We start from the raw sequence: 21057 nt of genomic DNA on the forward strand, positions 1-21057 counted from the left end.
CGCCCACCAAGAAAAACAACAGGTGAAACTATGCCAAGCGATCAATCCGCCGGCTCGCCGGCAGGCTCTTCCGTCGACTTCGAGAAGGTCGGTTCGGACTATTTCCAGCAACGTGAATTGAAAAAAGGCGCGGCCGGCTGGGTGCTGCTGGTCGGCCTGGGGGTGGCCTATGTCATTTCCGGCGACTACGCCGGCTGGAACTTCGGCCTGGCCCAGGGTGGCTGGGGCGGCATGTTCCTCGCGACCCTGCTGATGGCCACCATGTACTTGTGCATGTGCTTCTCGCTGGCCGAGCTTTCCTCGATGATCCCGACCGCTGGCGGTGGCTACGGCTTTGCCCGTAGCGCCTTCGGCCCCTGGGGCGGTTTCCTTACCGGCACGGCGATCCTCATTGAATACGCGATCGCCCCCGCCGCCATCGCGACCTTCATCGGCGCCTACTGCCAGTCGTTGTTCGGCATTGGCGGCTGGATGATCTACCTGGCGTTCTACGTGGTGTTCATCGGCATCCACATCTTCGGGGTGGGCGAAGCACTGAAGTTGATGTTCATCATCACGGCCATCGCCGCCATTGCCCTGGCGGTGTTCCTGGTGGCCATGGTGCCCCATTTTGATGCAGCCAACCTGTTCGACATCGCCAAGACGGACGCCGTCGGCGCCAGCAGCTTCCTGCCGTTCGGCTATGTCGGGGTATGGGCGGCGATCCCGTATGCCATCTGGTTCTTCCTCGCCGTCGAAGGCGTGCCGCTGGCCGCCGAAGAAACCAAGAACCCCAAACGTGACCTGCCACGCGGCCTGATCGGCGCCATGCTGGTGCTGCTGGCCTTTGCCCTGCTGATCCTGGTGGTCGGCCCTGGCGGCGCGGGTTCCGAGGCGCTGAAAGCTTCCGGCAACCCTCTGGTCGAAGCATTGGCCAAAGCCTACGGCGGCGCTACCTGGATGGGCAGCTTCGTCAACCTGGTCGGCCTGGCCGGGCTGATCGCCAGCTTCTTCTCGATCATCTATGCATATTCGCGGCAGATTTTCGCCCTGTCCCGCGCCGGCTACCTGCCGCGCAAACTGTCGGAAACCAACAAGAGCAAGGCGCCGGTCATGGCCCTGGTCATTCCTGGCATCATCGGTTTTGCGCTGTCGCTGACTGGCCAGGGCGACCTGCTGATCCTGGTGGCGGTGTTCGGCGCCACGCTGTCGTACGTGCTGATGATGGCCGCGCATATCACCCTGCGCATCCGCCGGCCGAAGATGGAGCGCCCTTACCGTACCCCTGGCGGCATCTTCACCTCCGGCCTGGCCCTGGTGCTGGCGTGCATCGCCGTGGTCGCCGGTTTCCTGGTGGACCCGCGCGTGGTGATTGGCGCCGCAGTGATCTATGCGGTATTAATTGCCTACTTTGCTTTCTACAGCCGCCACCACCTGGTAGCGGGCACCCCGGAAGAGGAATTCGCCGCGATCCAGCAGGCCGAAGAGGCTCTGAACTGACCGGCGCCACCCGCCGCGGGGCAACCCGCGGCTCTGGAGATTCTGTATGGCAAGTTTCGTACACACGGTCGGCCACCTGGTCTACCGCTTCGACAGCCTCAAGGATGTCATGGCCAAGGCCAGCCCGGCGCGCTCCGGGGACTACCTGGCAGGCATTGCGGCAAGCAACGACGGCGAGCGCGTAGCCGCGCAGATGGCCTTGGCCAATATCCCGCTGACGCATTTTCTCAACGAAGCCCTGATCCCCTACGAAGCCGACGAGGTCACCCGGCTGATCATCGACAGCCATGATGCCCAGGCATTTGCGCCGGTCAGCCACCTCACCGTCGGCGGCCTGCGTGACTGGTTGCTGAGTGAAGAGGCCAACGAGGATAGCCTGCGCGCCCTGGCGCCGGGGCTGACCCCGGAAATGGCGGCGGCGGTATCGAAGATCATGCGCGTGCAGGACCTGGTGCTGGTGGCGCAAAAAATACGTGTGGTCACCCGTTTTCGCGGCACCATGGGCCTGCGCGGGCGCCTGTCGACCCGCCTGCAGCCCAACCACCCGACCGACGAGCCGGCCGGCATTGCCGCCAGCATTCTCGACGGCCTGCTGTACGGCAACGGCGATGCCATGATCGGCATCAACCCGGCAACCGACAGCATTGCCTCGATCTGCGCCCTGCTGGAAATGCTCGATGCCATCATCCAGCGCTACGACATACCCACCCAGTCCTGCGTGCTGACCCACGTCACCACCTCCATCGAAGCGATCAACCGCGGCGTGCCGCTGGACCTGGTGTTCCAGTCCATCGCAGGTACCGAAGCGGCCAATGCCGGCTTCGGCATCAACCTGAATGTACTGCAGGAGGGTTACGAGGCCGGCCTTTCGCTCAAGCGCGGCACCCTGGGGCAGAACCTGATGTACTTCGAAACCGGCCAGGGCAGTGCGCTGTCGGCCAATGCCCACCACGGGGTCGACCAGCAAACCTGCGAAACCCGCGCCTATGCCGTGGCCCGCCACTTCAAGCCGTTCCTGGTCAACACCGTGGTCGGTTTCATTGGCCCGGAGTACCTGTACAACGGCAAGCAGATCATCCGCGCCGGGCTCGAAGACCACTTCTGCGGCAAGTTGCTGGGCGTGCCGATGGGCTGCGACATCTGCTACACCAACCACGCCGAGGCCGACCAGGACGACATGGACACCCTGCTGACCCTGCTGGGGGTGGCCGGGATCAACTTCATCATGGGTATCCCCGGTTCCGACGACATCATGCTCAACTACCAGACTACCTCGTTCCACGACGCGCTCTACGCGCGCCAGACCCTGGGCCTGAAGCCTGGGCCGGAATTCGAGGCATGGCTGGCCCGCACCGGCATCTTCACCCAGGCCGATGGCCGGGTGCGCTTCGGTGACAACCTGCCGCCGGCGTTCCGCCAGGCCTTGGCACAGCTTGCATAGGGATCACCATGGACCATCGCACCCCTACCCCTGAAAACCCTTGGCTGGCCCTGCGCACGCTGACCCCGGCGCGTATCGCCCTGGGCCGCAGCGGTACCAGCCTGCCGACCGGGGCGCAACTGGACTTCCAGTTCGCCCATGCCCAGGCCCGTGATGCCGTGCACCTGGCGTTCGACCACGCTGGCCTGGCTACCCAGTTGGCTGAACGCGGCCGGGAAAGCCTGGTGCTGCACAGCGCCGCCAGCGACCGCCACGAATATCTGCAACGGCCCGACCTGGGCCGGCGCCTGAACGAAGCATCGGTCGCCACCCTGCGCCAGCACGCCCAGGCCAACCCAGGTGGGGTCGACCTGGCCATCGTGGTTGCCGATGGCCTGTCGGCGCTTGCCGTGCACCGGCATACCCTGCCGTTGCTGAGCCGGTTCGAGGAGCAGGCCGCCGCCGACGGCTGGACCAGCGCACCGGTGGTGCTGGTGCAGCAGGGCCGCGTGGCAGTGGCCGATGAGGTGGGTGAACTGCTGGGCGCGCGCATGACAGTGATGCTGATCGGCGAGCGGCCCGGGCTCAGTTCGCCCGACAGCCTGGGGCTGTATTTCACCTATGCGCCAAAGGTCGGCCTGACCGATGCCTACCGCAACTGCATTTCCAACGTACGCCTGGAGGGCTTGAGTTATGGCATGGCCGCACACCGCCTGCTGTACCTGATGCGTGAAGCCTGTCGGCGCCAGCTGTCCGGGGTGAATCTGAAGGACGAAGCCGAGGTCCATAGCATCGACAGCGAACATGGCCCCGCGCAGCGAGGCAACTTTCTGCTTGGCGAGGGCTGAACACCCTGTCATGCAAAGCGGATTGTGCCGCGGGCCGGGCTTGGGGCAGCATGCCCTCGAAGCTGCTGGCAATCCGCTGTTTTCCCTAATGGACTCTGAGGGCCGCACATGCGCATCATCAAGGCAACACTGGAACACCTCGACCTGTTGACGCCTATGTTCGTCAAATACCGTGAATTCTATGGGCAATTGCCCTATCCCGACAGCTCGCGCAGCTTCCTGGAAAAACGCCTGCAGCGGGACGAATCGGTGATCTACCTGGCGCTCCCGGATGATGACGACAACAAGCTGCTGGGCTTCTGCCAGCTGTACCCGAGCTATTCGTCGCTGTCGCTGAAGCGGGTATGGATTCTCAACGATATCTATGTGGCCGAAGACTCCCGGCGCATGCTGGTAGCAGACCACCTGATGCGCGAAGCGAAGAAAATGGCCAAGGAAACCAACGCCGTGCGCATGCGCGTGTCCACAAGCAGCAACAATGACACGGCGCACAAGACCTACGAATCCATCGGTTTTCGTGAAGATACCGAGTTCAAGAGCTACATCCTGCCAATCATCCCGGATTGACCTGCGTCCGCCCCTGCGCGGGCAAGCTCGCCCAGGGTCGGATACGGCACTACCGCGTGCAGTAACCCCCCGCTACAAACTCCCCGGGCATGATCGTCACTTAGCCGTATAATGGCCCGCCTGTCATGTGTGAAAATTTACCCATCCGCCGGTAAACCGAGCCTACGCCCAAGAACACAGGTGCTGTACATGGATTTCAACCCGCTCGACCTTATCCTGCATCTCGATGCCTACCTCGATTTGCTGGTCACCAATTACGGCCCCTGGATCTACGCCATCCTGTTTACCGTGATCTTCTGCGAAACCGGGCTGGTGGTGATGCCCTTCCTGCCGGGCGATTCGTTGCTGTTCATCGCCGGCGCCGTTGCCGCAGGCGGTGGCATGGACCCGGTATTGCTGGCCGGCCTGCTGATGGCTGCTGCAATCATGGGCGACAGCACCAACTACGTGATCGGGCGCACGGCGGGCGAACGTTTGTTCAACAACCCCAATTCGAAGATCTTCCGTCGCGATTACCTGCAGCGCACCCACGACTTCTATGAGCGCCACGGTGGCAAGACCGTGACCATGGCGCGCTTCCTGCCCATTCTGCGCACCTTCGCGCCGTTCGTGGCCGGTATAGCCCACATGCATTACCCGCGCTTCCTGGGCTTCAGCGTGGCCGGCTCGCTGCTGTGGGTAGGTGGCCTGGTCACCTTGGGCTACTTCTTCGGTAACGTGCCTTTTATCAAGCAACACCTGTCGCTGATGGTCGTGGGCATCATCATCCTGTCGTTGGTACCGATGATCCTCGGCCTGCTGCGTACCCGCCTGGGCCGCGCGGCCAAGGCGCACTGACCGGCCAGCATGTGGTCGTTCCGCGCCTGGCGGCGCAAGCGTGCTTTGGCACGCTACCCGATCACGCCACAGCAATGGCAGGCCGTACGCGAGTGCCTGCCGATGCTGGACGGCATCACCGACGAAGAAGACCACTGGCTGCGCGAAGCCTGCATCCTGTTCCTGCTCGACAAGCACCTGACGTGCCTGCCGGGCGTTGAACTGGGCGACCAGCAGCGGCTGCTGCTCGCCGCCCAGGCGCAACTGCCACTGCTGCACCTGGGCGAACTGAACTGGTACCAGGGCTTTCACGAAATCGTCCTCTACCCCGACGACTTCAAGAGCCCGCAGCGCCACCGCGATGCCAGTGGCGTGGAGCACGTGTGGGACGGCGAGCACAGTGGCGAGGCCTGGCAGCAGGGCCCGATCATCCTGGCCTGGAACGGCGTACTGGCCAGCGGCGGCTGGGAGGCCTACAACCTGGTCATCCACGAACTGGCGCACAAGCTCGACATGCTCAATGGCGATGCCAACGGCCTGCCGCCGCTGCACAGCGACATGCCGGTGGCCGAGTGGGCCACCGCCATGCAGCAGGCCTACGACGACCTCAACCGCCAGCTCGATGCCAACCCCGACGCCGAAACCGCCATCGACCCCTATGCGGCAGAGAACCCCGCCGAGTTTTTTGCCGTCACCAGCGAATACTTCTTTAGTGCCCCCGACCTGCTCCATCAGGCCTATCCATTGGTCTATCAGCAGTTGGCGCTGTTCTACCGGCAAGACCCGCTGGCGCGCCTGCGCCGGCTTCAGGCCGAGCACCCCGACTACCGCGAAAGCCACGCCTGACGCGGCCGCACATCAGGCCAGGCGTGGCATGCCCTGGCAGAATGTGCCTATAATCGCCGCCACTTTTTTGGTCAAACACGGGGGCACTGCCCAATGAGCTACAGCAAGATTCCGGCGGGCAAAGACCTGCCGAACGACATCTACGTCGCCATCGAGATCCCGGCCAACCACGCGCCGATCAAATACGAGATCGACAAGGACAGCGACACGCTGTTCGTCGACCGTTTCATGGCTACCCCGATGTTCTATCCAGCCAACTACGGCTTCATCCCGAACACCCTGGCGGACGACGGTGATCCGCTCGACGTGCTGGTCGTTACCCCGTACCCGGTCGCCCCAGGCTCGGTTATCCGCGCCCGCCCGGTTGGCGTACTGAACATGACCGACGACGGCGGCGGCGACGCCAAGGTCATCGCGGTTCCTCACGACAAGCTGTCGCAGCTGTACGTCGACGTGAAGGAATACACCGACCTGCCAGCCCTGCTGATTCAGCAGATCGAGCACTTCTTTGCCAACTACAAAGACCTCGAGAAGGGCAAGTGGGTCAAGATCGAAGGCTGGGAAGGCGCTGACGCTGCCCGTGCCGCGATCACCAAATCGGTCGCTGCCTACAAGGGCTGATACCGGTTGCAGGAAGAACCCCGCCATGGCGGGGTTTTTTTATGGCCAATCGCTGTACTCGGCGAATACTCCTACACAGCCCTACAGCTGTGCCCTACAACTAACCACTTTTCATACAAGTCCAGTCAACATCAAGTTGATATCCTTGCTGGCACCGCGCCGCTACACTCGCTGGCATGAAGACCTCCGGTGACCGCCTCAGGGCCCTGCTGCACGAATGCGGCCTTACCCCTTCCGATTTCGCTGCCCAACGCGGCGTCACGCCGCAGCACGTCAACAATTGGGTCAAGCGCGGCGTGCCCTTGGCACGGCTGGACGAAATGGCCGACCTGTTCTGTGTGCATCGCCGCTGGCTGCACACGGGCGAAGGGCCCAAGCACCCCAGCCCGATCCTGCGCAACGCCCGGCCGCGAAAGTTGCACACGCCCCCGCCGTCCCCGCTGCTGGTGGACCATGGCCGGCTGGTCAAGGTGCCGTACTACGAACTGCATGACGGCCTGCTCAGCCCAGTCGCCAGCAAACACCTGCGCCTGCCGGCAAAAGCGCTGCAGGGGTTGGGGGTTAGGGCCGACGATGCAATCAGCTTGACGATGCCTGACAGCAACATGCTGCCGCTGATCCCGCAGGAGGCGGTGCTGGTGATCGACGTGAGCATGACCCAGGTGTTCGAGGGCGAAACCTACGCCTTGCTGCACAACGGCGCGCTGAGGGTGAATACCCTCAGCCTCGGCCAACATGGCACGCTGTACCTGCACAGCCATGACCGGCGCAACTATGCGGTTGAGCGCTACACCCCGGCACAGCGCCAGGCGCAGGGCCTGGAAGTGCTTGGCTGGGTGTTCCACTGGTCGTACTTTCGCCAGCAGCGGCCCGGTTGAAACACCCTGTGCCATTTTTTGCTGGGCATCCAGAGCGTGCCCTTGTATGCTACGCCGCACATTCAGCCCCGACCGGCGCAAGCCGCAGTCCAGAGGGCTCGGCGACATCTCACACGGGTGTCTGCCATCTCTTCCAGGCCTTTGATGGCCACACAGTTAAGGCGATTGCGGCTTACCATAAATTAGTCGGAAGCGTCCCCGAGAAGCCGGCCACAAGCCGGCTTTTTAATGCCCCACATGCTCGCCTGCCCCCCACGCTATCGCCCAAGGTCGTAGAGCCGCGGCTTGCCAGCGGGGTGCCCACGTGCGGTATGCTGTGGCGGTCTTCAGGGCGGGGTGAAAGTCCCCACCGGCGGTAAATCGAAAGATGAGCCCGCGAGCGCCCCGGCCATGCCGGGGGTCAGCAGATCTGGTGCAACTCCAGAGCCGACGGTCATAGTCCGGATGAAAGAAGGCGTCAGGCAGGGGCCATCCGGGCGCCCCTGCGCGCGCATTTTGTTCGCCCCGAGACGTTCATCGATCATTCACGAGGAGCGTTTCATGTCCACCCAGCACCACGCGCACTACCCCAATGTTTCCGCTGCCATCGCCGCCTTCAAGGCTGGGCGCCCGGTCCTGTTGCTGGACGATGACGACCGCGAAGACGAGGCGGACATCATTGCCGCCGCCGAAAACATTACGCTGCAAACCATGGCCATGATGATTCGCGATTGCAGCGGTATCGTCTGCCTGTGCCTGGACGAAGCCACCGTCGACGCGTTGCAGTTGGCGCCCATGGTGCAGAACAACCAGGCCCGCCATGGCACCGGCTTCACCGTCACCATCGAGGCGGCCGAAGGGATCACCACCGGGGTTTCTGCCCAGGACCGCCTCACTACCATTGCTGCGGCACTGCGTTCCAGCGCCGAACAGCGTCATATCGTCAGCCCGGGGCATGTATTCCCGCTGCGTGCGCGCAATGGCGGCGTGCTGGCCCGCCGGGGGCATACCGAAGGTTCGGTAGACCTGGCCCGCCTTTCCGGCCTGCGCCCGGCGGCAGTGCTTTGCGAACTGATGAACCCCGACGGGACCATGGCCCGTGGCGAACAGGTGGCGGTGTACGCGCGGCAGTACAATTTGCCGGTGCTGACCATCGAAGAGCTGGCGCGGTACCGGGAGGCGATGGTGGCGCTGGAAGCCGAGCCGGCCTGACAGGCCCAATTCGCGGGCACGCCCGCTCCCACAGGTATTGCGCAGCGCTGAAGGCTGTGATGTAGCTGTGGGAGCGGGCATGCCCGCGAAAGGGCCTGTGAAACCAACCTCATGGCCCCGGAAGTTTGCTCCCCCCGCCCCGCTCTGCTAGTGTCGCGCCGTTCTGAATGCCACCGAGACAGTCGCCATGGCCCGCAAAAAATCCTCCCTCGATTTCGAGCAATCCCTCGCAGACCTGCAAACCCTGGTCGAGCGCCTGGAGAACGGCGAGTTGTCGCTGGAAGACTCGCTGGCTGCTTTCGAGCAAGGCATCGCGCTGACCCGAGAATGCCAAGGTGCCCTGGCGCAGGCCGAGCAGAAGGTGCAAATTCTGCTGGAGCGTGACGGCGAGCTGGCTGCCCAGCCCTTCGACGCGGAGCCCGAAGCATGATCGGCAGCTACCAGGCCAGTTGCCAGAGGCGGGTCGATGCAGCCCTCGAACCGCTGTTCGTCGCCCCGACCAAAGAACTCGAACGCCTCTATGCCGCCATGCGCTACAGCGTGATGAACGGCGGCAAACGCGTGCGGCCACTGCTGGCCTACGCCGCGTGCGAAGCCCTGGGTGCCCCGGCCGAACAGGCCAACGGCGCGGCCTGTGCGGTGGAGCTGATCCATGCCTACTCGCTGGTGCATGACGACCTGCCTGCCATGGATGACGACGACCTGCGCCGGGGCCAGCCAACCACGCACAAGGCCTTCGACGAAGCCTGCGCCATTCTGGCCGGTGACGGGTTGCAGAGCCTGGCGTTCAGCGCCCTGCTCGATCCGCACCTCAGCCCGCAGGCCGACAGCGTCCGCCTGGCCATGGTCCAGGCCCTGGCCACGGCCGCCGGCCCAGCCGGCATGGTGGGCGGGCAGGCCATCGACCTTGGCTCGGTCGGGCTGAAGCTCGACCAGCGGGCACTGGCATTCATGCACAGGCACAAGACCGGCGCTCTGATCGAAGCCAGCGTGCGCCTGGGCGCACTGGCCAGCGCCCGTGCCGGCCAGCAGCAACTGGACGCCCTGCAAACTTATGCACAGGCCATTGGCCTGGCATTCCAGGTTCAGGACGACATACTCGACGTGGAAGGCGACACCGCCACCCTGGGTAAACGCCAAGGGGCAGACATCGCCCGTGACAAACCGACCTACCCGGCCTTGCTGGGCCTGGACGCGGCCAAGGCCTATGCGATCGAACTGCGCGACCAGGCGCTGGTCGCACTGGAAGGGTTCGGCGAAAAAGCCGAGCCGCTGCGGGCACTGGCGCGCTATATCGTCGAGCGCCGCAACTAAGCACGGATACCCGCGCCATTGGGGTGTCACAAGCAGTGGTCGAATGGGCACTTTTCCCACAATGGGGTAAACTGCCGCGTCTTCACACACCTATAACGACTCGCCTGATGCCCACGACGTTTCAAGAGATTCCCCGCGAACGCCCGGTCACGCCGTTGCTCGACCGCGCTGACACGCCTGCCGGCCTGCGCCGGCTGGCCGAAGCCGACCTGGAGACCCTGGCCGACGAGTTGCGCCAGGAGCTGCTGTATACCGTGGGGCAGACCGGTGGGCATTTTGGTGCCGGCCTGGGCGTGATCGAACTGACCATCGCCCTGCACTACGTGTTCGATACCCCGGACGACCGGCTGGTGTGGGACGTTGGCCACCAGGCCTACCCGCACAAGATTCTGACCGGGCGCCGTAACCGCATGCTCAGCCTGCGCCAGAAGGACGGTATCGCCGCCTTCCCGCGCCGCAGCGAAAGCGAGTACGACACCTTTGGCGTGGGCCACTCCAGTACCTCGATCAGCGCAGCGCTGGGCATGGCCATTGCCGCCCGCCTGCAGAACAGCGCGCGCAAGTCGATCGCCGTGATCGGTGATGGCGCCCTCACCGCCGGCATGGCCTTCGAGGCGTTGAACCACGCCCAGGAAGTCAATGCCGACATGCTGGTGATCCTCAACGACAACGACATGTCGATTTCGCGCAATGTCGGCGGCCTGTCCAACTACCTGGCCAAGATCCTGTCCAGCCGCACCTACGCAAGCATGCGCGAAGGCAGCAAGAAAGTGCTGTCGCGCCTGCCCGGTGCCTGGGAAATCGCCCGGCGCACCGAAGAGTACGCCAAGGGCATGCTGGTGCCGGGCACACTGTTCGAAGAGCTGGGCTGGAACTACATCGGCCCGATCGACGGCCATGACCTGCCGACCATGATCGCCACCTTGCGCAACATGCGTGACCTGAAGGGCCCGCAGTTCCTGCACGTGGTGACCAAGAAGGGCAAGGGCTTCGCCCCCGCCGAACTCGACCCTATCGGCTACCACGCCATTACCAAGCTGGAGCCCGCCGACAAGCCTGTCGCGCCGAAGAAGGCCAGCGGGCCGAAATACTCCGCGGTGTTCGGCCAGTGGCTGTGCGACATGGCCGCTGCCGACAACCGCCTGGTGGGCATCACCCCGGCGATGAAAGAAGGCTCCGACCTGGTCGATTTCAGCGAGCGCTACCCGCAACGCTACTTCGATGTGGCGATCGCCGAGCAGCACGCCGTCACCCTGGCAGCCGGCATGGCCTGCGAGGGCAGCAAGCCCGTGGTGGCGATTTACTCCACCTTCCTGCAGCGCGCCTACGACCAGCTCATCCACGATGTGGCGGTGCAGAACCTCGATGTGCTGTTCGCCATCGACCGCGCCGGGCTGGTGGGCGAAGACGGGCCGACCCATGCCGGTAGCTACGACCTGTCTTACCTGCGCTGTATCCCGGGCATGCTGGTGATGACCCCGAGCGACGAGAACGAGCTGCGCAAGATGCTCAGCACCGGCCACCTGTACAACGGCCCGGCTGCCGTGCGCTACCCCCGCGGCACCGGCCCGAACGCGCCGATCAGCGGCGACCTAGAGCCGCTGCAAATCGGCAAGGGCGTGGTCCGCCGCCAAGGCCAGAAAGTCGCCCTGCTGGTGTTCGGCGTGCAGTTGGCTGAGGCCATGCAGGTTGCCGAGCAGATCAATGCCACCGTGGTCGACATGCGCTTCGTCAAACCGCTGGACGAAGCCCTGGTGCTGGAACTGGCTGGCAGCCATGAGCTGCTGGTCACCGTCGAAGAGAACGCCATCATGGGTGGCGCTGGCGCTGCGGTAGGCGAGTTCCTGGCCAGCCAGGCCGTGGTCAAGCCGCTGCTGCACCTGGGCCTGCCTGATATCTACGTCGAACATGCCAAGCCGGCGCAGATGCTGGCCGAGTGCGGGCTGGATGCGGCCGGGATTGAGGCTTCGGTGAAAGCCCGCATGGCCAAGCTCGGCTTGTAATCCCCGGGGCCGCCTTGCGGCCCTTTCGCGACACAAGGCCGCTCCTACAGAGACCGCGCCGCTCTACCGGTTTGTGCAATACCTGTAGGAGCGGCCTTGTGTCGCGATCGAGGGCGCAGCCCTCGCAAAATGGTACTGCTTATGAAGAAATCTGCCTGTGCCGCGCTACTCTGCGCCCCACATTGTTAATCGCCGCCGAACGCGATGACGCGCTGAAGCTTCCCGACGTGCTGATCAGCGCCAGCCGCCAGGTCGAGTCACGCACCGCCACCAGCGCCGCCAACACGGTCTTCACCCGCGCCGACATCGACCGCCTGCAACCCACCAGCATCACCGACCTGCTAAGCCGCGTACCCGGCGTGCAAGTGGCCCCCACTGGCGGCCGTGGCAGCCTGCCGGGCATCTTCATACGCGGTACCAAGGCGGCCCAAAGCCTGGTGCTGGTGGATGGCGTACGCATTGCCAACGCCACTTCGGGCGACAGCGGCCTGCAGTTTCTCGACGTTGACCAGATCGAACGGGTGGAAGTGCTGCGCGGCTCGCGCTCGGCGGTGTACGGCAGCGATGCCATCGGCGGGGTGATCCAGATCTTCACCCGCCGCAGCAACGCGCCCGGCCTGCAGCCGCGGCTGCGCATCGCGGCAGGCAGCCACCAGACCGTCCAGCGTAGCCTGGGGCTTTCTGGCGGCAACGATGCGACCCGCTTCAACCTCGGTGCCAGCCTGGATGAAACAGCCGGCATCGACTCGACCGGCACCTCCTTCGCCAGTGACGGCGACCATGATGCCTACCGCAACCAGTCCTTCAACCTGAGCCTGAGTCACACCTTCAGCGAGCGCTTCGAGGCCGGGGTCAATCTGCTCGACAGCCGTGGCCGCAGTGAATACGACAACCCGTTCGGTGGTTTCGACCCCGTAACCTTCGAGAGCTTTGGCCAGAAGCCCTACACGGACTTCAGCGTCAGCAGCCTGGGCAGCTATTTCGATGCACAGCTCAGCGATACCTGGCGCTCGCGCCTGGAACTGGCCCACAGCGAGAACCGCGACGACAAGCGTGACAAGCTGAGCGCCGAGCGCTTCGTGTTCAACACCTACCGCGATCAGCTGACCTGGCAGAACGACCTCGCCCTGGGCGAACGAAACACATTGCTGATCGGTGGGGACTGGTATGAAGACCGTGTCCATGCCAGTACCGACTTCACCGAAGACAGCCGGTGGAACCGGGCGGTCTTTGCCCAGCACCGCTACCAGGGCGAGCAGTTTTCCACCGAGCTGGGCGTGCGCCACGACCGCAACCAGCAGTTTGGCGGCCAGACCACCTGGAGTGGCAGCCTGACCGTGCCGCTGAACGCGGATAACGATGTGCTGCTGTCCTACAGCGAAGGCTTCCGCGCACCGACGTTCAACGACCTGTATTACCCGCAATACAGCAACCCGAACCTGGACCCCGAGCACTCGAAAAGCTATGAGCTGCAGTGGCGCAGCCAGCTGGCGACCACCACCCGCCTGGAGACCTCGCTGTACCGGACCGACCTGCGCGACGCAATCGTATTTGGCCAGGACTCGATCCCGCGCAACGTCGCCTCGGCACGCATCAACGGCCTGGAAATGGCCCTGTCCCAGCAATGGGCCAGTTGGCACGCCCAGTTGGGCATGGCGCTGATCGACCCACGTGACCGTGACACTGGCCACACCCTGGCCCGCCGCGCCCGGCGCACGTTGAGCCTGGACCTAGACCGTGACTTCGGGCGTTTCAGCGCGGGCGCCAGCTGGCAGGCCGTCAGCAGCAGCTATGACGATGAGGCCAACCGCAACCGCATCGGTGGCCACAGCTTGCTGGGCCTGCGTGGCAGTTGGGCAGCCAGCGACGAAGTGAAACTGGAAGCCAAACTGGATAACGTGCTGGACCGCCGCTATAGCCGCGCCCTGTACAGCTACGAAGGGGCCTACCACCCGTACCGCGAAGAAGGCCGCACGGTGCTGTTCAGCGTGACGTGGACGCCGGGGCTTTAGCGGCCAGCAACGCACACAAGCGGGCGGTGGCTTCGATCATTTGCCCGCTCGGGCGCTCCAGGCCTTTATCGGGTACCACCAGCAAACCGGCGTGGGCAACGGCGCGCAACTGCGGCCAGGCCAGCCAGCGGGTCAACTGCGCCTGGTCACCGGCCAGGATGACCTGGGGGTTGCGTAGCAACACCGACTCCACACTCACCTGCGGCGCCGGTTGGCTGAGGTCGGCAAACACATTGCGCGCCCCGCATACGGCCAGTGCGTCGCTCACCACTTGTCGGCCACCAAGGGTGTACAAAGGCCGATCCCACACCTGGTAGAACACTTGCAAGGGCTCGTCGCGTCGGTACTGCTGGCGCAGTTGCCGCAACCGCTCGCGCAGGGCCCGGGCATACTGCTGCCCTTGCTCGGCACGGCCGACGCGCTCGCCAATCGCGGCGATCTGCTCGATGAGCTGGTCCAGGTCATGGGGTTCGGCGCTGAAGGTCGTGATGCCCAGGCGTTTGAGCTGCTCGCGTTGCGCCGGCGGCACGCTGCCTGGCCACAGCAGCAACAGGTCGGGGCGCAGGCTCAGCAGGCGCTCCATGTTCAGTTGGCCTTGGCGGCCTACCGAGGGCAAATCGCGCAACGCATCTGGCCGTTCGCCCCCATCAAGCACACCCACCAGCAGGTCATCGGCCTGCAGTTCGAGCATGATTTCCGTCATCGAAGGCGCCAGGCTGACCACTCGCAAGGGTTCGCCAGCCAGTGCGCCACAGGCGAACAACGCCAGCAGGCCAGGCAGCAGGCGCATCAGCCGAGCTGTCGTGGAATGCGGTAGAGGTACAAAACCACCACGGTGGATATCGCCAACAGGATCTGCGGCACTGCTTCAAGACCGACCCCTACAGACAGCGCCGCCACCCAGGCCGGGAAGCAGGCGTACAACATGGCCGGGCGCCGTACCCGTGCCAACTCGATCCACGCGGCAGGCTCTTCAGCAGTACCCAAGGCTTTCGAGGTGCCGATGAGTGCACGCTTGTAGGCAGCGAAACGCGGCAGGCTGAGGAACATGGTAGCCGCGCCGGCAATGAACAACGGCATGGCCAGAATCGGCACCAGCGCCTCATCGCCGCCAAAAGCCCAGCTCATGACCGGCAGCGGCAGCAGGCCCACCGCCAGGTACTGCCACCAGGCCAGCGCCAGCCGCCGCTTGACCTCGGCACGGGTCACGCCTGGGGCACCTCGCCCTGGTGTTCGTTGCCCAGCATGTGGCCAAGCTTGCCGGCTTTGGTCGCCAGGTAGTAGCGGTTGTGCGGGTTGTGCCCGGTATGCAGCGGTACACGCTCGGCAACCACGATGCTCATGTCGGTCAGGGCTTTGACCTTGCGCGGGTTGTTGGTCATCAGCCGCAGCGCCTTCACGCCCAAGTGTTCGAGCATGGGCAGGCACATGGCATAGTCACGCTGGTCGGCGGCAAAGCCCAGGCGCTCGTTGGCTTCCACGGTGTCCGCCCCGCCGTCCTGCAGCTCGTAGGCGCGAATCTTGTTCAGCAGGCCAATGCCACGGCCTTCCTGGCGCAGGTACAGCAATACGCCGCGGCCCTCGCGGGCGATTGCCTGCAGTGCGGCCTCCAGCTGCGAGCCGCAGTCGCAGCGCTGGCTGAACAGGGCATCGCCGGTCAGGCATTCGGAATGCAGGCGCCCCAGCACCGGCTGACCATCCGCGATGTCACCCAGGCTGAGCACCACATGCTCCCGGCCGGTGGCTTCATCAAGAAAGCCATGCATGGTGAAGGTCGCGAAGGGCGTCGGGAGTTTAGAGGCGGCAACAAAGACGACGGGCACGTTGTGCTCCTGGAAAAAGTGGGACATATCTCGTGAGCCGATTGTATCAGCAGGTTGCACACTATGGGCTGGCTGAATACCGCGGGGTAAGATCGAAAAGTTCGATACTCAGGCAAGGCAGGCCCGGCCTTAGTGCGGTTTACTATCCGCAGTGAACGGATAGGGCTGCCGCCAGTGTTGGAAAATAGGCTTCAGCTCACCACTGCGCACCAGCTCAGCCATGCGCTTGTCGAACAGGTCACACAGGGCCTTGGCCTGGTCATTGCGGGCAAAGGCCAGGTACAGCGGCAACTCAGCCACATGGGTGCGGCGAAAGCGTTCGGGCTGGGACGACTGGTTCAGTACGTAATCGACTTCAGTCTGGGAATCGATGTAGAAGTCTACACGGTCATGCTCCAGCATCGGCAGGATGCCTTCGCGGCGCTGGATTTCACGGAACTCATGCACATCGGGCAAGTAGCTGCCGTAGGCGTAGCCACGTACCCACGCCAAGCGGTACTTGCCCACATCCTGCGGCGTGGGCACAGGCTTGCTGGCCAGCCCCAGCGCATAGATATGATCCATATCGAAGTGCCAGCGCGGGTACAGGTTGTCGCCGTTCTCTTCCTTGTAGGAGCCGACCCAGGCATCAGCCTCGCCCCGCTTCACCAGCCCGACCGCGCGACTGTAGGGTGCGCTTTGGGCCACCACCTTGACCCCGGCCGGCTCGAACACCTTGCGCAGAACGTCCCAGGCAACGCCGGTACCGTCAGCATTGGTGTAGTCGACCCACTCCTCGCTGACCAGCTGGATCTGCTTTGGCAGGCTGTCGGCAGCCAGCGCCCACGGGGCGACACTCAGCAGCACCGCCAGCAGCACAACCCTCATGGCCATTCACGCGCTCCCTGTTTCAGGCAACCGCCCACACCAGAACCTGCATGCCCAGCCAGGCGAACACACCGGCCAGGATATCGTCGAGCATGATGCCGACGCCCCCGTGCACATGGCGGTCGATCCAGCGGATGGGCCACGGCTTGAGGATGTCGAAGAAACGGAACATCAGGAACCCTGCCAGCAGCCACTGCCAGCCTTCCGGCACCAGCCAGAGGGTGATCCACATGCCAACGATTTCATCCCAGACAATGCCTTCATGATCGTGCACACGCAAGTCAGTGGCGACTTTGCCGCACAGCCAGAAACCGAACAGCATGCTGATGCCCAGCAATAGCCAGTAGCCCCAGTCGGGCAGCATCTGCCACAGGGGGATGAACGGTATGGCCACCAGCGAGCCCCAGGTACCTGGCGCCTTGGGCAAGGTGCCGGAACCAAAGCCGAACGCGATGAAGTGCCATGGGTTGCGCCAGACCGAAGGCGGAACGAACTCCGCAGGCACCTGATTGGGGTGATCGGTCACGGTGTCTCCCTAAAGTGTTGATAGCCCCGCTGGGCGGGGGTGATGTCCTGGCCCTGTGCGTCGCGCAGGGTCACACCGCGACCTTGCAGCACACGACCAATGGTGTGTACCTCGATGAAGCCAAGCTCGGCCAGGGGCGGCAGTGCTGCGGGCGGCAAGGTGAAGGCCAGTACGTAATCATCGCCACCGGTGAGTGCTGCCTGCAGTGCCGCTTCGTGGCCGAGGAATGCCTGCAAGGCAGGAGACACTGGCACCTGGGCCAGGTTCACCTCAAGTGCCACTCCGGATGCCTTGGCAATATGCCCACAATCGGCTAGCAGGCCATCGGAGACGTCGAGCGCCGCCGTGGCCCTGCCCCGCAGCCATGTGCCCAGGGTGAGCTGCGGCATCGGCGACCAGTAATGGGCCAGCAACGGCTCGGCCAGCTCGGCAGGCGCCTCGCGCTCGCCCAGTACCAGGGGCAAGGCACCGGCGGCCTTGCCCAGGGTGCCGCCAACACACAGCAAGTCGCCTGGCCGCGCACCGCTGCGGCGCAACGCCTGGCCAGCCGGCACCCGGCCGAACACAGTCACGGTGATGCTCAATGGGCCCCGGGTGGTGTCGCCGCCAATCAGGCTCATGCGGCAGCGGTGCGCCATGCGGCTTAGGCCGTTGGCGTAGGCTGCAAGCCAGTCCGGGCCAACGCTTGGCAGGGTCAGGGCAAGGGTGAAGCCGATCGGGGTCGCGCCCATGGCAGCCAGGTCACTGGCCGCCACGGCCAGCGACCGCTGGCCCAGCAGTTGTGGGTCGCAAACGGCAGGGAAATGCACCCCGGCCACCAGCGTGTCGGTCGACACCGCCAATTGTTCGCCAGGGGGAAGGTCGAGCAAGGCGCAATCATCGCCGATCCCCAAGGCCACGCCTTCGCCGCCTTGCGCACAGGGCGCGGCAGCGAAGTAATGGTTGATCAGCTCGAATTCACCCATGGCCAGGCAGCGCCGGGATCAGCGCTTGTTCGCCTTGACTTCTGCTTCACGCAGGGACGGGGCAAGCTTGTCGAGCACACCGTTGACGAACTTGTGACCGTCGGTAGCACCGAAGACCTTGGCCAGCTCCACGCCTTCGTTGATGACCACGCGGTACGGTACGTCGACGCGCTTGATCAGCTCCCAGGTGGACAGGCGCAGCACGGCCAGTTCCACAGGGTCGAGCTCGTCCAGACCAATGGTCATGCACGGGGCCAGCGCTTTGTCGATTTCGTCCTTGATCGCCGGGACCCCATGCAGGATCTCGCGGAAATAGGCACCGTCGACGTCGGTGAAATCGTTATCCACCCGGAACTGCGCTTCGACCTCGTTCAGCGAATGCTGGGCCATGTGCCACTGATAGAGGGCCTGGGTCGCAAGCTTGCGGGCTTCGCGACGCTTGGCGCTCTTGGAGGGCTTGCCGGCATCCGCAGGTTTTGGATCGCGCGGGTTGAAACGATCGCTTTCGTCGCTAATCACTTGGCCTCCAACTGCGCCAGCAGGCTGACCATTTCCAGAGCGGACAGGGCAGCTTCAGCACCTTTGTTGCCAGCCTTGGTGCCGGAACGCTCGATGGCCTGCTCGATGGAATCGACGGTCAGTACGCCGAAGGCCACCGGAACACCGAACTCCATGGACACCTGGGCCAGGCCCTTGGTGCATTCGCCCGCCACGTATTCGAAGTGCGGGGTACCGCCACGGATCACGGCGCCCAGGGCGATGATCGCGTCATAGGCGCCTTGCTGGGCGACCTTCTGTGCCACCAGCGGAATTTCGAATGCACCCGGGGCACGGATGATGGTGATGTCGCTTTCGCTGACACCGTGGCGAACCAGGGCGTCAACGGCACCGCTTACCAGGCTTTCGACAACGAAGCTGTTGAAGCGGCCAACCACCAAAGCATAGCGACCTTTGGGGGCGATGAAGGTACCTTCGATGGTCTTCAGGGTCATTCCGATATTCTCATATTCAAGAGCGAGGCCGCTTGCAAGCGGCCTCGACAGGGGTCTGGACTCGAGCTGGGGGCGTCATTGCCGCCTCAAGTCACTCGGAGGGCACGTATTCTACAACTTCCAGATCGAATCCGGATATCGCGTTGAACTTCATTGGCGAACTCATCAGGCGCATCTTGCGCACCCCGAGGTCGCGCAGGATCTGCGAGCCGGCACCCACGGTGCTGTAGGTGGTCGGTGCCTTGGCCGGTACGTCGCCTGCGCTTTCGCGGATGTGCGCCAACAGCACGTCGCCGTCCAGCGGGTGGCCCAGCAGCAGGACCACGCCGCTGCCGGCTTCGGCCACGGCCGCCATGGCCGCGCGCAGGCTCCAGCGGCCCGGCTGCTTGACCAGCAGCAGGTCGCGCAGCGGGTCCATGTTGTGTACCCGCACCAGCGTCGGCTCTTCGGCGCAGATCTTGCCCAGGGTCAGGGCCATGTGCACGTCGCCTTCCACCGCATCGCGGTAGGTGACCAGGTTGAACTCACCCAGCTCGCTCTCTACCGGTTGCTCGGATACCCGTTGCACGGTGCGCTCGTGAATCATGCGGTAGTGGATCAGGTCCGCAATGGTGCCGATCTTCAGGCCATGCTCGGCAGCAAAGACTTCCAGCTCGGCGCGGCGCGACATGGTGCCGTCGTCGTTCATCACTTCGCAGATCACGCCGCTTGGCTCGAAACCGGCCATGCGCGCCAGGTCGCAGGCCGCTTCGGTGTGGCCGGCACGCGCCAGGGTGCCGCCGGGCTGGGCCATCAGCGGGAAGATATGGCCAGGGCTGACGATGTCTTCGGCCTTGGCGTCCCGGGCAGCAGCGGCTTGCACGGTGCGCGCGCGGTCGGCGGCGGAGATGCCGGTGGTGACGCCTTCGGCGGCTTCGATCGACACGGTGAACTTGGTGCCGAAGCCCGAGCCGTTGCGCGGCGCCATCAATGGCAGCTTCAGCGTTTCGCAACGCTCACGGGTCATCGGCATGCAGATCAAGCCACGGGCATGCTTGGCCATGAAGTTGATGTGTTCGGGCTGGCAGCACTCGGCGGCCATGATGATGTCGCCTTCGTTCTCGCGGTCTTCGTCATCCATGAGGATGACCATTTTACCCTGGCGGATGTCTTCGACCAGTTCTTCGATGCTGTTGAGCGCCACGCGGCACCCCCTTGTCAATCAGGATTTCAAGAAGCCGTTGGCGGCCAGGAAGCTTTCGGTAATGCCACTGCCCTTGCTCGGTTCGGCGGCCTTGTCACCCAGCAGCAAGCGCTCCAGGTAACGGGCCAGCAGATCGACCTCAAGGTTCACCCGACGCCCTGCGCGGTAGTCGGCCATGATGGTTTCGGACAGGGTGTGCGGGACAATGGTCAGCTCGAACTCGGCGCCATTGACTTCGTTGACCGTCAGGCTGGTGCCGTCGACGGTGATCGAGCCCTTGTGGGCGATGTACTTGGCCAGCTCCTTCGGTGCGCGTACGCGGAACTGGATGGCGCGGGCGTTATCGCTGCGCGAGATGATTTCACCCACCCCGTCGACATGGCCGCTGACCAGGTGCCCGCCAAGGCGGGTGGTAGGGGTCAGGGCTTTTTCCAGGTTGACCTTGCTGCCGCTCTTGAGGTCGATGAAGGCAGTGCGCTTGAGGGTTTCGACGCTGACGTCGGCCCAGAAGCCGTCACCAGGCAGTTCCACGGCGGTCAAGCACACGCCGTTGACGGCGATGCTGTCGCCCAGCTTGACGTCACCCAGGTCCAGCTTGCCGGTTTCGACGTAGACGCGAACGTCCCCGCCCTTGGGGGTCAGGCTGCGGATGCTGCCAATGGATTCGATGATGCCGGTGAACATGGGGTCTTCCTCAAAACGGTTT

At 64.2% G+C, this 21057-nt stretch carries 22 protein-coding genes, 1 pseudogene and 1 riboswitch; of the genes and pseudogenes, 13 read left to right on the forward strand and 10 right to left on the reverse strand.

Annotated features, from left to right (window positions below; translation table 11 throughout):
- Window positions 1-30 precede the first annotated feature (30 nt).
- From eat to ACF8SD_RS09545, 13 genes and pseudogenes are all read left to right on the forward strand, one after another.
- Complete coding sequence (gene eat, locus ACF8SD_RS09485; RefSeq protein WP_173887469.1) at window positions 31-1479, forward strand: ethanolamine permease; 1449 nt, start codon at window positions 31-33, stop codon at window positions 1477-1479.
- A gap of 46 nt (window positions 1480-1525) precedes the next feature.
- On the forward strand, window positions 1526-2920 hold the full coding sequence (locus ACF8SD_RS09490; RefSeq protein ID WP_173887468.1) for an ethanolamine ammonia-lyase subunit EutB: 1395 nt from the start codon (window positions 1526-1528) through the stop codon (window positions 2918-2920).
- 8 nt (window positions 2921-2928) lie between these two features.
- A complete protein-coding gene (gene eutC / locus ACF8SD_RS09495; RefSeq protein WP_009685740.1) occupies window positions 2929-3747 on the forward strand; it encodes an ethanolamine ammonia-lyase subunit EutC in 819 nt (272 codons plus the stop codon).
- Between the two features lie 108 nt (window positions 3748-3855).
- On the forward strand, window positions 3856-4314 hold the full coding sequence (locus tag ACF8SD_RS09500; RefSeq protein WP_392484307.1) for a GNAT family N-acetyltransferase: 459 nt from the start codon (window positions 3856-3858) through the stop codon (window positions 4312-4314).
- A 189-nt stretch (window positions 4315-4503) separates the two neighbouring features.
- The gene (locus tag ACF8SD_RS09505; RefSeq protein WP_009685738.1) at window positions 4504-5151 is read left to right on the forward strand and encodes a DedA family protein; all 648 of its coding nucleotides are present in this window, start codon (window positions 4504-4506) and stop codon (window positions 5149-5151) included.
- Window positions 5152-5160: 9 nt separating this feature from the next.
- Window positions 5161-5976 (forward strand): zinc-dependent peptidase, encoded by an 816-nt coding sequence (locus ACF8SD_RS09510; RefSeq protein ID WP_173887466.1) that lies wholly within the window; start codon window positions 5161-5163, stop codon window positions 5974-5976.
- A gap of 93 nt (window positions 5977-6069) precedes the next feature.
- Window positions 6070-6597 carry an inorganic diphosphatase gene (ppa, locus tag ACF8SD_RS09515; RefSeq protein ID WP_003255365.1) on the forward strand — a complete coding sequence of 176 codons (528 nt, stop codon included), beginning with the start codon at window positions 6070-6072 and terminating at the stop codon, window positions 6595-6597.
- Between the two features lie 176 nt (window positions 6598-6773).
- Window positions 6774-7475, forward strand: a complete 702-nt coding sequence (locus ACF8SD_RS09520) for an XRE family transcriptional regulator (protein ID WP_173887465.1) — start codon at window positions 6774-6776, stop codon at window positions 7473-7475.
- Between the two features lie 318 nt (window positions 7476-7793).
- A riboswitch (FMN riboswitch) is annotated at window positions 7794-7935 on the forward strand.
- Window positions 7936-8015: 80 nt separating this feature from the next.
- The gene (gene ribB / locus ACF8SD_RS09525) at window positions 8016-8666 is read left to right on the forward strand and encodes a 3,4-dihydroxy-2-butanone-4-phosphate synthase (RefSeq protein WP_173887464.1); all 651 of its coding nucleotides are present in this window, start codon (window positions 8016-8018) and stop codon (window positions 8664-8666) included.
- 187 nt (window positions 8667-8853) lie between these two features.
- Window positions 8854-9096, forward strand: a complete 243-nt coding sequence (locus ACF8SD_RS09530) for an exodeoxyribonuclease VII small subunit (protein ID WP_173887463.1) — start codon at window positions 8854-8856, stop codon at window positions 9094-9096.
- Window positions 9093-9980: a (2E,6E)-farnesyl diphosphate synthase gene (gene ispA, locus ACF8SD_RS09535; protein WP_009685725.1), complete on the forward strand. Its 888-nt coding sequence runs from the start codon at window positions 9093-9095 to the stop codon at window positions 9978-9980. The genes ACF8SD_RS09530 and ispA overlap by 4 nt, the downstream gene beginning before the upstream one ends.
- 107 nt (window positions 9981-10087) lie before the next feature.
- Complete coding sequence (gene dxs / locus ACF8SD_RS09540; protein ID WP_392484308.1) at window positions 10088-11983, forward strand: 1-deoxy-D-xylulose-5-phosphate synthase; 1896 nt, start codon at window positions 10088-10090, stop codon at window positions 11981-11983.
- Between the two features lie 141 nt (window positions 11984-12124).
- Window positions 12125-13995, forward strand: a pseudogene (locus tag ACF8SD_RS09545) (TonB-dependent receptor domain-containing protein).
- Here the strand turns inward: ACF8SD_RS09545 and ACF8SD_RS09550 are convergent.
- From ACF8SD_RS09550 to ACF8SD_RS09595, 10 genes are all read right to left on the reverse strand, one after another.
- Complete coding sequence (locus ACF8SD_RS09550; protein WP_173887461.1) at window positions 13967-14785, reverse strand: cobalamin-binding protein; 819 nt, start codon at window positions 14783-14785, stop codon at window positions 13967-13969. The pseudogene ACF8SD_RS09545 and the gene ACF8SD_RS09550 overlap by 29 nt on opposite strands.
- Window positions 14785-15204: an MFS transporter gene (locus ACF8SD_RS09555; protein ID WP_392484309.1), complete on the reverse strand. Its 420-nt coding sequence runs from the start codon at window positions 15202-15204 to the stop codon at window positions 14785-14787. The genes ACF8SD_RS09550 and ACF8SD_RS09555 overlap by 1 nt, the downstream gene beginning before the upstream one ends.
- Window positions 15201-15818, reverse strand: coding sequence for a GTP cyclohydrolase II (gene ribA / locus ACF8SD_RS09560; protein WP_029886268.1), 618 nt, complete (start codon window positions 15816-15818; stop codon window positions 15201-15203). Before ribA ends, ACF8SD_RS09555 begins: the two co-directional genes overlap by 4 nt.
- Window positions 15819-15947: 129 nt before the next feature.
- The gene (locus ACF8SD_RS09565; RefSeq protein WP_173887459.1) at window positions 15948-16691 is read right to left on the reverse strand and encodes an ABC transporter substrate-binding protein; all 744 of its coding nucleotides are present in this window, start codon (window positions 16689-16691) and stop codon (window positions 15948-15950) included.
- Between the two features lie 16 nt (window positions 16692-16707).
- The gene (locus tag ACF8SD_RS09570; protein WP_173887458.1) at window positions 16708-17211 is read right to left on the reverse strand and encodes a phosphatidylglycerophosphatase A; all 504 of its coding nucleotides are present in this window, start codon (window positions 17209-17211) and stop codon (window positions 16708-16710) included.
- The gene (gene thiL / locus ACF8SD_RS09575; RefSeq protein WP_392484310.1) at window positions 17208-18176 is read right to left on the reverse strand and encodes a thiamine-phosphate kinase; all 969 of its coding nucleotides are present in this window, start codon (window positions 18174-18176) and stop codon (window positions 17208-17210) included. Before thiL ends, ACF8SD_RS09570 begins: the two co-directional genes overlap by 4 nt.
- Window positions 18177-18194: 18 nt before the next feature.
- Window positions 18195-18695: a transcription antitermination factor NusB gene (gene nusB / locus ACF8SD_RS09580; protein WP_029886266.1), complete on the reverse strand. Its 501-nt coding sequence runs from the start codon at window positions 18693-18695 to the stop codon at window positions 18195-18197.
- A complete protein-coding gene (ribE, locus tag ACF8SD_RS09585) occupies window positions 18692-19168 on the reverse strand; it encodes a 6,7-dimethyl-8-ribityllumazine synthase (RefSeq protein ID WP_003255395.1) in 477 nt (158 codons plus the stop codon). The genes nusB and ribE overlap by 4 nt, the downstream gene beginning before the upstream one ends.
- Window positions 19169-19259: 91 nt before the next feature.
- Window positions 19260-20351 carry a bifunctional 3,4-dihydroxy-2-butanone-4-phosphate synthase/GTP cyclohydrolase II gene (gene ribBA, locus ACF8SD_RS09590; RefSeq protein ID WP_182366123.1) on the reverse strand — a complete coding sequence of 364 codons (1092 nt, stop codon included), beginning with the start codon at window positions 20349-20351 and terminating at the stop codon, window positions 19260-19262.
- An 18-nt stretch (window positions 20352-20369) separates the two neighbouring features.
- On the reverse strand, window positions 20370-21035 hold the full coding sequence (locus ACF8SD_RS09595; RefSeq protein WP_009685712.1) for a riboflavin synthase: 666 nt from the start codon (window positions 21033-21035) through the stop codon (window positions 20370-20372).
- Window positions 21036-21057 lie beyond the last annotated feature (22 nt).

Origin of the sequence: Pseudomonas sp. CJQ_9 (assembly GCF_043106615.1) — a bacterium.
In the GTDB taxonomy this organism is placed as follows: domain Bacteria; phylum Pseudomonadota; class Gammaproteobacteria; order Pseudomonadales; family Pseudomonadaceae; genus Aquipseudomonas; species Aquipseudomonas juntendi.

Bases quoted from the DNA above. Each gene is read 5' to 3' on its own strand.
- eat (WP_173887469.1), top strand. From the start codon at position 31: ATGCCAAGCGATCAATCCGCCGGCTCGCCGGCAGGCTCTTCCGTCGAC.
- ACF8SD_RS09490 (WP_173887468.1), top strand. From the start codon at position 1,526: ATGGCAAGTTTCGTACACACGGTCGGCCACCTGGTCTACCGCTTCGAC.
- eutC (WP_009685740.1), top strand. From the start codon at position 2,929: ATGGACCATCGCACCCCTACCCCTGAAAACCCTTGGCTGGCCCTGCGC.
- ACF8SD_RS09500 (WP_392484307.1), top strand. From the start codon at position 3,856: ATGCGCATCATCAAGGCAACACTGGAACACCTCGACCTGTTGACGCCT.
- ACF8SD_RS09505 (WP_009685738.1), top strand. From the start codon at position 4,504: ATGGATTTCAACCCGCTCGACCTTATCCTGCATCTCGATGCCTACCTC.
- ACF8SD_RS09510 (WP_173887466.1), top strand. From the start codon at position 5,161: ATGTGGTCGTTCCGCGCCTGGCGGCGCAAGCGTGCTTTGGCACGCTAC.
- ppa (WP_003255365.1), top strand. From the start codon at position 6,070: ATGAGCTACAGCAAGATTCCGGCGGGCAAAGACCTGCCGAACGACATC.
- ACF8SD_RS09520 (WP_173887465.1), top strand. From the start codon at position 6,774: ATGAAGACCTCCGGTGACCGCCTCAGGGCCCTGCTGCACGAATGCGGC.
- ribB (WP_173887464.1), top strand. From the start codon at position 8,016: ATGTCCACCCAGCACCACGCGCACTACCCCAATGTTTCCGCTGCCATC.
- ACF8SD_RS09530 (WP_173887463.1), top strand. From the start codon at position 8,854: ATGGCCCGCAAAAAATCCTCCCTCGATTTCGAGCAATCCCTCGCAGAC.
- ispA (WP_009685725.1), top strand. From the start codon at position 9,093: ATGATCGGCAGCTACCAGGCCAGTTGCCAGAGGCGGGTCGATGCAGCC.
- dxs (WP_392484308.1), top strand. From the start codon at position 10,088: ATGCCCACGACGTTTCAAGAGATTCCCCGCGAACGCCCGGTCACGCCG.
- ACF8SD_RS09550 (WP_173887461.1), bottom strand. From the start codon at position 14,785: ATGCGCCTGCTGCCTGGCCTGCTGGCGTTGTTCGCCTGTGGCGCACTG.
- ACF8SD_RS09565 (WP_173887459.1), bottom strand. From the start codon at position 16,691: ATGGCCATGAGGGTTGTGCTGCTGGCGGTGCTGCTGAGTGTCGCCCCG.
- thiL (WP_392484310.1), bottom strand. From the start codon at position 18,176: ATGGGTGAATTCGAGCTGATCAACCATTACTTCGCTGCCGCGCCCTGT.
- ribE (WP_003255395.1), bottom strand. From the start codon at position 19,168: ATGACCCTGAAGACCATCGAAGGTACCTTCATCGCCCCCAAAGGTCGC.
- ACF8SD_RS09595 (WP_009685712.1), bottom strand. From the start codon at position 21,035: ATGTTCACCGGCATCATCGAATCCATTGGCAGCATCCGCAGCCTGACC.